Here is a 7,725-nt window from a genome sequence, read left to right as displayed (position 1 = left end):
GCCGTCGATCTGGTCATAGGCCTTGAAATCGCCGAAATACTTCGTGATCGCAGCCGTCAGAGTCGTCTTGCCGTGGTCAACGTGGCCAATCGTGCCGATGTTGATATGCGGTTTGTTCCGTTCAAACTTTGCCTTAGCCATGATGGCCTCCTGTGTCGTGTTCGGTGCGTGAGGTCACACACCCTACGGGTGGGTAGGGTGCGCCGTTGCGGCGCACCGAAAGATCAAGCGTATTTCTTCTGGATCTCGTCCGAGATGTTCTGCGGGACCGGATCGTAGTGGTCGAACAGCATGGTAAACACCGCACGACCCGAGGACATCGAGCGCAGGTTGTTGATGTAGCCGAACATGTTGGCCAGCGGAACGAAGGCGTTGATCACGTTGGCGTTGCCACGCGACTCCTGCCCCGTGACCATGCCGCGGCGGCTGGTCAGGTCGCCGATGATCGAGCCGGTGTATTCTTCCGGGGTGACCACTTCGACCTTCATGATCGGTTCCAGCAGCTTGGCGCCGGCCTTCTTCATGCCTTCACGCATCGCGGCGCGGGCCGCAATTTCGAACGCCAGCACCGAGGAGTCGACATCATGGTAGGCACCGTCGATCAGCGCCACCTTGAAGTCGATGACCGGGAAGCCAGCCAGCGGGCCCGAGTCCATCACGGACTTGATGCCTTTTTCGACGCCCGGGATGTATTCCTTGGGCACCGTGCCGCCGACGACCTTGGATTCGAACGAGTAGCCCTCGCCCGGTTCCGTCGGGGTGATCACCAGCTTGATCCGCGCGAACTGACCGGTACCGCCGGTCTGCTTCTTGTGCGTGTAGTCGATCTCGGCTTCGCGCGAGATGGTCTCGCGGTAGGCCACCTGCGGCGCACCGATATTGGCCTCGACCTTGAATTCGCGGCGCATCCGGTCGACGAGGATGTCGAGGTGAAGTTCGCCCATCCCCTTCATGATCGTCTGGCCCGATTCCAGATCGGTCTCGACGCGGAAGGACGGGTCTTCGGCAGCCAGGCGAGCCAGGGCGATGCCCATCTTCTCCTGGTCGGCCTTCGACTTCGGTTCCACGGCAATCTCGATCACCGGCTGCGGGAAGGTCATCGTTTCCAGCACGACCTGGTTCGACGGATCGCAGAGCGTGTCGCCCGTCGTCGTCTCTTTCAGGCCGGCCAGCGCGATGATGTCACCCGCGAAGGCTTCGTCGATTTCCACGCGGTTGATGGCGTGCATCATCATCATCCGCCCAACGCGCTCGCGGCGCTCCTTGGTCGAGTTGATCATCTGGTCGCCCTTCTTCAGGCCGCCAGAGTAGATCCGGGTGAAGGTGAGCGAGCCCACGAAGGGGTCGTTCATGATCTTGAACGCCAGACCGGCGAAGGGCTGGCTGTCATCGGCCGAGCGCGGGATGTTCCGGGTTTCCGTCTCGTCGCCCGGTGCGAAGCCCATATAGGCAGGCACGTCCAGCGGCGAGGGCAGGAAGTCCACAACGCAGTTCAGCATCGGCTGAACGCCCTTGTTCTTGAAGGCCGAACCCGCGGTCACCGGCACGAAGGCCATCGACAGAGTGCCCTTGCGGATCAGCGCGCGCAGGGTCGCAACATCCGGCTCGACGCCTTCAAGATAGGCCTCCATCGCCGTGTCGTCCATGTCGACCGCAAGCTCGATCATCTTGCCGCGCCATTCGTCGGCCAGATCCTGCAGGCTCTCGCGGATCGGCTGGCGGATCCAGGTCGCGCCCAGATCCTCGCCCTGCCAGACCCATTCTTCCATGGTGATCAGGTCGATGATGCCTTCAAGCTGGTCTTCCGAACCGATCGGCAGGGCCACGGGGCACGGGATCGCCCCGGTACGGTCCTTGATCATCTTCACGCAGTTGAAGAAGTCGGCGCCGATCTTGTCCATCTTGTTGACGAACACGATCCGCGGGACCTTGTAACGGTCGGCCTGACGCCACACCGTTTCGGTCTGAGGTTCCACCCCGGCATTCGCGTCCAGCAGACACACCGCACCATCCAGCACCGCCAGCGAACGTTCGACTTCGATGGTGAAGTCGACGTGGCCGGGGGTGTCGATGATGTTGAAGCGGTGCTTCGGCGTTTCGGCGGTCACGCCATCCGAAGTGCGTTCCCACATGGTGGTGGTCGCAGCGGACGTGATCGTGATGCCCCGCTCCTGCTCCTGTTCCATCCAGTCCATCGTCGCGGCGCCATCATGCACCTCGCCAATCTTGTGGGACTTTCCGGTGTAGAAAAGGATCCGCTCCGTCGTGGTGGTCTTGCCCGCATCAATGTGGGCCATGATCCCGAAGTTGCGGTAGAGCTCGAGGGGGTATTCGCGTGCCATTGGGGTGGTCCTCAGGCTGAAAGGTTACCAGCGGTAATGGCTGAACGCTTTGTTCGCGTCGGCCATCTTGTGCGTGTCTTCACGCTTCTTCACGGCAGTCCCGCGCGAGTTCACGGCGTCGAGCAGCTCGCCGGCGAGGCGCTCTTCCATCGTGTGCTCGTTGCGGTTCTTCGCGGCGGTGATCAGCCAGCGGATCGCCAGCGCCTCGCGGCGCTCCATCCGCACTTCGACCGGCACCTGATAGGTGGCGCCACCGACCCGGCGCGAGCGAACCTCGACCGAGGGCTTCACGTTATCCAGGGCTTCGTGGAAGACTTCGATCGGTTCGCGCTTGAGGCGGGTCTGAACCCGGTCAAGAGCGTTGTACACGATACGCTCTGCGGTCGACTTCTTGCCGTCGACCATCAGGTTGTTCATGAATTTCGTGACGACCCGATCGCCAAACTTGGCATCAGGCAGAACTTCGCGCTTTTCGGCGGCGTGACGACGGGACATCTCTGTCTCTCCTTACTTCGGACGCTTCGCGCCGTATTTCGAACGACGCTGGCGACGGTCTTTGACGCCTTGCGTATCGAGCACACCGCGCAGGATGTGGTAGCGGACGCCGGGAAGGTCTTTTACCCGGCCGCCGCGGATCAGGACCACCGAGTGTTCCTGAAGGTTATGCTTTTCGCCGGGAATGTAGCTGATCACCTCAAAGCCATTGGTCAGACGCACCTTGGCGACTTTCCGCATGGCCGAGTTCGGTTTCTTCGGCGTCGTGGTGTAGACGCGCGTGCAGACACCGCGCTTCTGCGGGCAGGATTGAAGGTGCTGCGACTTCGAGCGCTGCACCTTGGGCTGCCGCGGCTTGCGGATCAGCTGTTGGATCGTCGGCATTCATCTCGCCTTTTTGTTTGCGGCCCGTTCAATCACGTTCGTCAACGCGACTTCCGGGGGCATTCACAGTTCTTGTGCCTTGCGCGTCCACAAAACACCAAAACCGCATTCGTCCCCTGCGCAGGGACGACGCGGTGGAATTCCAGAGGATCGGGACATTGCTGTCCGGATCGTGACCACATCCATTTCTGACACCCACGGGCAGAGCCTTCCCCGCCACACGAGTGGGCGCCGTATATGGGGAGTCGCAGGGGTTGTCAACAGCACCCGGCCCCGGGGCAGGCCTCGGGCGCCCCGCTGATCAGGCAATCCCCAGCTGCCGCTCGCGCCGCAGCATGAACAGGCCCGAGGCGATCACGATCCCCGCCCCCACCAGCGTCAGCGCATCGGGCAGCTGGCCGAAGGTGATCCATCCAAGGACGATGGCGAAGAGCAGCGAGGTATAGCGGAACGGCGTCACCGCGCTGACATCGCCCACCCGCATCGCCATGATGATGAACTGATAGCCGCCGATCAGGAAGACCCCTGCCCCGGCCAGGCTGAGCAGCTGCGAGGGCGTTACCGCCACCCAGCCCTGGAACGGCGCCAGCACCGCCCCCAGCACCGTGACCGCCAGCGCTGCATAGATCGTCACCGCCAGCGACGGCACCCCGGGCGACAGCGACCGCGTCGCCAGATCGCGCAGCGCCACGCAGCCCATCGCCAGCACCCCGAGCATCGCCCAGCCATCGAACGCCGCTCCGCCCGGCTTGATGATCAGCAACACCCCGGCAAAGCCCACCGCGATGGCCGTCAGCCGGCGCCAGCCGATCCGCTCGCGGAACAGCAGCGCCGCTAGCAGCGTCACCACCAGCGGCAGCGATTGCATGATCGCGCTGAGGTTCGCCAGCGGCATGTGCTGCAGCGCCGACAGGAAGGACAGCGTGGCCCCGATCTCGCCCACCGAGCGCAGGCAAAGGATCTTGGTATCCCGCGGCCCCAACCGCAGCCGCACGCCGCCCCGGGCCCAAGCCAGCCCCGCCAGCAGCACCAGGGTCACCGCGCCGCGGATCACGATGGACTGGAACAGCGGCACGTCGGCCGTCACCGCCTTCAGCAGCGTATCATTGCCGGTGAAGGCCGCCATCGCGGCCATCATCAGCAGCGCTCCACGCAGATTGTCGGACATCGGGATCATGCCGGCCGGATATCAGGCCGGGCGAGGGCGCGCCAGAGGCCTTGGTGGGGGGCTGGACCCCTGCACCTTTTTAGCCCTAAGCTCCGCCCGTTGCCTGACCCGGAGCCCGCCTTGCGCAGCCTTGTCATCTCCTCGATGCGGAACGAGGGCGCCTTCACTCTGGAATGGGTCACCTGGTACCGGATGCTGGGCTTTACCGACATTCTGGTGGTCACCAACGATTGCACCGACCATTCCCCGCAACTGCTGGACGCGCTGCAGGACGCAGGCTGGCTGACCCATATCCGCCACGAGGTGAAGCCGGACCACATCCCGCTGATTCCGAAGCTGCGCCGCGCCAAACGCCACCCACTGGCAGAGGCCGCAGACTGGATCCTTGTCTGTGATGTCGATGAGTTTCTGGTGATCCACAAGGGCGCGGGCCAGATCACCGATCTGCTTCCCGCGGGAGAGCCAGACTTTCTGGGCATGTCGCTGAACTGGAAGGTGTTCGGCACCTCGGGCCAGAAGCACTGGTCTGAAGGGCTGGTGCACCGGCAATTCACCCGCTCCGCGGCAATCGGGGCGGGGGTCAATACCTGGTACAAGGCCATCTCGCGGCGGGCGGACCTGTTCCGCCGGCTCGATGCCCACGGCCCTGCGGGCTACCATGCGGACCGGGCCCCCGGCCCTTGGGGCAGCGCGGGTCTTCGCTGGGTGAACAGCGAGGGCGTGACCGTGCCGGACTGGCACCCGGATGCGCCCTATCAGCGCCAGACGCCACGCGAGCTGACGACCCATGCCGCGGCACAGATGAACCACTACATGATCCGCTCCGAGGAAAGCTTCTCGCTCAAGCGCGGCACGCTCAGCGCGGCGGCCCGCAAGGACCGCTATACCGACGGCTTCTTCAAGCTGTTCAACCGCAACGAGGTCGAAGACCTGTCGGCGCTGCGCTATGCCGCCGCCTTCGAGGCCTTGCACGCCGAGGCGATGGCCCTGCCCGGCATCCGCGAGTTGCACCACCTGTGCTGCGCCGATTATGTCGAGCGGCTGGCCGCAGCGGCAGGGCGCGAGCCATCCACCGATGCGCGCTGGCGGCGGCACCGCGCGCTGGCCTCTGCCGGGCGCTGATCGCGGCCACGCCACATTCCAAATGCAAACCGGCCCCGCATCGCTGCGGGGCCGGTTCTATATCTACAGACCTGAGGTCAGGCGCTGATCAATCCCGGCTTTCCGGGGTTTCGACCAGGCCGAAGGCTTCTTCCGCGCTGTCAATCGCGTCATCGACCGGGGCTGCCAGTGCCGCGGCTGTTTCAGCCTCGGCCCGGCGGGCGTCGATCACCTTCTGGTCACGGTCGGCCGCAAGCTTGCGCACACGGCTGGTCGCGCCGCCGGTGCCGGCCGGGATCAGCCGGCCGACGATGACGTTTTCCTTCAGCCCGACGAGCTTGTCGCGCTTGCCCTGCACGGCCGCCTCGGTCAGCACCCGCGTGGTCTCCTGGAACGACGCCGCCGAGATGAAGCTGCGGGTCTGCAGCGACGCCTTGGTGATGCCCAGCAGGACCGGCTCGCCCGTGGCGGGACGCCCGCCGCGCGCGATGGTCTTGGTGTTCTCCTCCTCGAACTCGGCCTTGTCCACGTTCTCGCCCTTGAGCAGCGTGGAATCGCCCGAGTCCAGGATCTCGATCTTCTGAAGCATCTGGCGAACGATCACCTCGATATGCTTGTCGTTGATCTTCACACCCTGCAGGCGATAGACGTCCTGCACTTCGTCGGTCAGGTAGTCGGCCAGCGCCTCGATCCCCATGATCCGCAAGATGTCATGCGGGGCCGGGTTGCCGTCCATGATGTAGTCACCCTTCTGCACGAAGTCGCCTTCCTGCACCGGGATGTGCTTGCCTTTCGGCACCATGTACTCGACCGGCTCCATCCCCTCTTGCGACGGCTCGATGGTGATGCGGCGCTTGTTCTTGTAGTCCTTCCCAAAGCGCACATAGCCGTCGATTTCGGCGATGATCGCGTGATCTTTCGGGCGACGGGCTTCGAACAGTTCCGCCACGCGGGGAAGACCCCCGGTGATGTCCTTGGTCCGGGCACCTTCGCGCGGGATACGCGCCACCACGTCACCGGCCTTCACGTCCTGCCCGTCCTCGATGGACAGGATCGCATCGACCGACATCGCATAGCTGATCGGGTTGCCGGCATCGTTGCGCACCGGCTCTCCGGTCGCGGGGTCCATGATGATGATTTCCGGCTTCAGATCGTTGCCGCGCGGCGCGGTGCGCCAGTCGATCACGATCTTCTGCGTCATGCCGGTCGCATCATCGGTATCCTCGCGCACGGCGATGCCCGAGATCAGGTCCACGAACTTCGCCACACCCGCCTTCTCGGCGATGATCGGCAGGGTATAGGGGTCCCATTCGTAGAGCTTGGCGCCGCGCTTGACGGTTGCGCCGTCCTTCACGTGGATCTTCGCGCCGTAGGCGACCTTGTGGCTCGCCCGTTCCTGGCCGACCTCGTCGATGATCACCATCTTCATGTTCCGGCCCATCACGATCTGCTCGCCAAGGGCGTTGATCAGCAGGATCGGGTTGCGGAACTCGACAGTGCCTTCCTGGCTCGCTTCCTGGAACGACTGCTGGCCACCCTGAGCAATACCGCCGATGTGGAAGGTCCGCATCGTCAGCTGGGTGCCCGGCTCGCCGATCGACTGCGCGGCGATGATGCCGACAGCCTCGCCCTGGTTCACCAGCGTGCCGCGGGCAAGGTCGCGCCCGTAGCACATGGCGCAGACGCCCTCTTCCGCTTCACAGGTCAGGGCCGAGCGGATGCGCACGGCGGCAACGCCGGCGGTTTCCACCAGATCGGCCTTGCGCTCGTCGATCAGCTCGTTCTTGCGCACGATCACCTCATCGGTGCCCGGCACAAGAATGTCGTCAGCCGCCACACGGCCCAGGATCCGCTCGCTGAGCGGCGAGACGATCTCGCCGTCATTGACCGCGGCCGAAGCCGTGATCGCGCGTTCGGTTCCGCAATCGTGCTGACGCACGATGCAGTCCTGCGCCACGTCCACCAGACGGCGGGTCAGGTAGCCCGAGTTCGCCGTCTTCAGCGCGGTATCGGCCAGACCCTTCCGGGCGCCGTGGGTCGAGTTGAAGTACTCAAGAACGGTCAGACCTTCCTTGAAGTTCGACACGATCGGCGTCTCGATGATCTCGCCCGACGGCTTGGCCATAAGGCCGCGCATCCCGCCAAGCTGCTTCATCTGCGCAGGCGAGCCCCGCGCACCCGAGTGCGACATCATATAGACGCTGTTCGGCTCCATCTCGGCGCCGGCATCGTCAT

6 protein-coding genes and 1 pseudogene are annotated in these 7,725 nt (G+C 64.3%); 1 reads left to right on the top strand and 6 read right to left on the bottom strand.

What is annotated here, in order from left to right; genetic code table 11:
- The 5 genes from Q8S30_RS14010 to Q8S30_RS13990 all read right to left on the bottom strand — a co-directional run.
- Positions 1 to 141, bottom strand: a 141-nt coding sequence (locus Q8S30_RS14010; RefSeq protein ID WP_305666647.1) for a GTP-binding protein, incomplete at its 3' end; no start/stop codon positions are given.
- A gap of 83 nt (positions 142 to 224) precedes the next feature.
- The gene (gene fusA / locus Q8S30_RS14005) at positions 225 to 2,342 is read right to left on the bottom strand and encodes an elongation factor G (RefSeq protein WP_305666645.1); all 2,118 of its coding nucleotides are present in this window, start codon (positions 2,340 to 2,342) and stop codon (positions 225 to 227) included.
- Positions 2,343 to 2,366: 24 nt separating this feature from the next.
- Positions 2,367 to 2,837: a 30S ribosomal protein S7 gene (rpsG, locus tag Q8S30_RS14000; protein WP_305666644.1), complete on the bottom strand. Its 471-nt coding sequence runs from the start codon at positions 2,835 to 2,837 to the stop codon at positions 2,367 to 2,369.
- A gap of 12 nt (positions 2,838 to 2,849) precedes the next feature.
- Positions 2,850 to 3,221, bottom strand: coding sequence for a 30S ribosomal protein S12 (gene rpsL / locus Q8S30_RS13995; protein WP_010399029.1), 372 nt, complete (start codon positions 3,219 to 3,221; stop codon positions 2,850 to 2,852).
- A 301-nt stretch (positions 3,222 to 3,522) separates the two neighbouring features.
- A complete protein-coding gene (locus tag Q8S30_RS13990) occupies positions 3,523 to 4,398 on the bottom strand; it encodes a DMT family transporter (protein WP_371135523.1) in 876 nt (291 codons plus the stop codon).
- Positions 4,399 to 4,488: 90 nt separating this feature from the next.
- On the opposite strand from Q8S30_RS13990, the gene Q8S30_RS13985 reads away from it, so the two are divergent.
- Complete coding sequence (locus Q8S30_RS13985) at positions 4,489 to 5,511, top strand: glycosyltransferase family 2 protein (protein ID WP_305666643.1); 1,023 nt, start codon at positions 4,489 to 4,491, stop codon at positions 5,509 to 5,511.
- A gap of 88 nt (positions 5,512 to 5,599) precedes the next feature.
- On the opposite strand, the pseudogene Q8S30_RS13980 reads toward Q8S30_RS13985, so the two are convergent.
- Positions 5,600 to 7,725: pseudogene (locus Q8S30_RS13980) on the bottom strand (DNA-directed RNA polymerase subunit beta'); the annotation flags it as partial.

Source organism: Frigidibacter sp. (assembly GCF_030695035.1).
Lineage (GTDB): Bacteria > Pseudomonadota > Alphaproteobacteria > Rhodobacterales > Rhodobacteraceae > Frigidibacter.
This window is presented reverse-complemented; position numbering and strand designations above follow the sequence as displayed.

Coding starts and splice junctions, on each gene's coding strand:
- fusA (WP_305666645.1), bottom strand. CDS start 2,342: ATGGCACGCGAATACCCCCTCGAGCTCTACCGCAACTTCGGGATCATG.
- rpsG (WP_305666644.1), bottom strand. CDS start 2,837: ATGTCCCGTCGTCACGCCGCCGAAAAGCGCGAAGTTCTGCCTGATGCC.
- rpsL (WP_010399029.1), bottom strand. CDS start 3,221: ATGCCGACGATCCAACAGCTGATCCGCAAGCCGCGGCAGCCCAAGGTG.
- Q8S30_RS13990 (WP_371135523.1), bottom strand. CDS start 4,398: ATGATCCCGATGTCCGACAATCTGCGTGGAGCGCTGCTGATGATGGCC.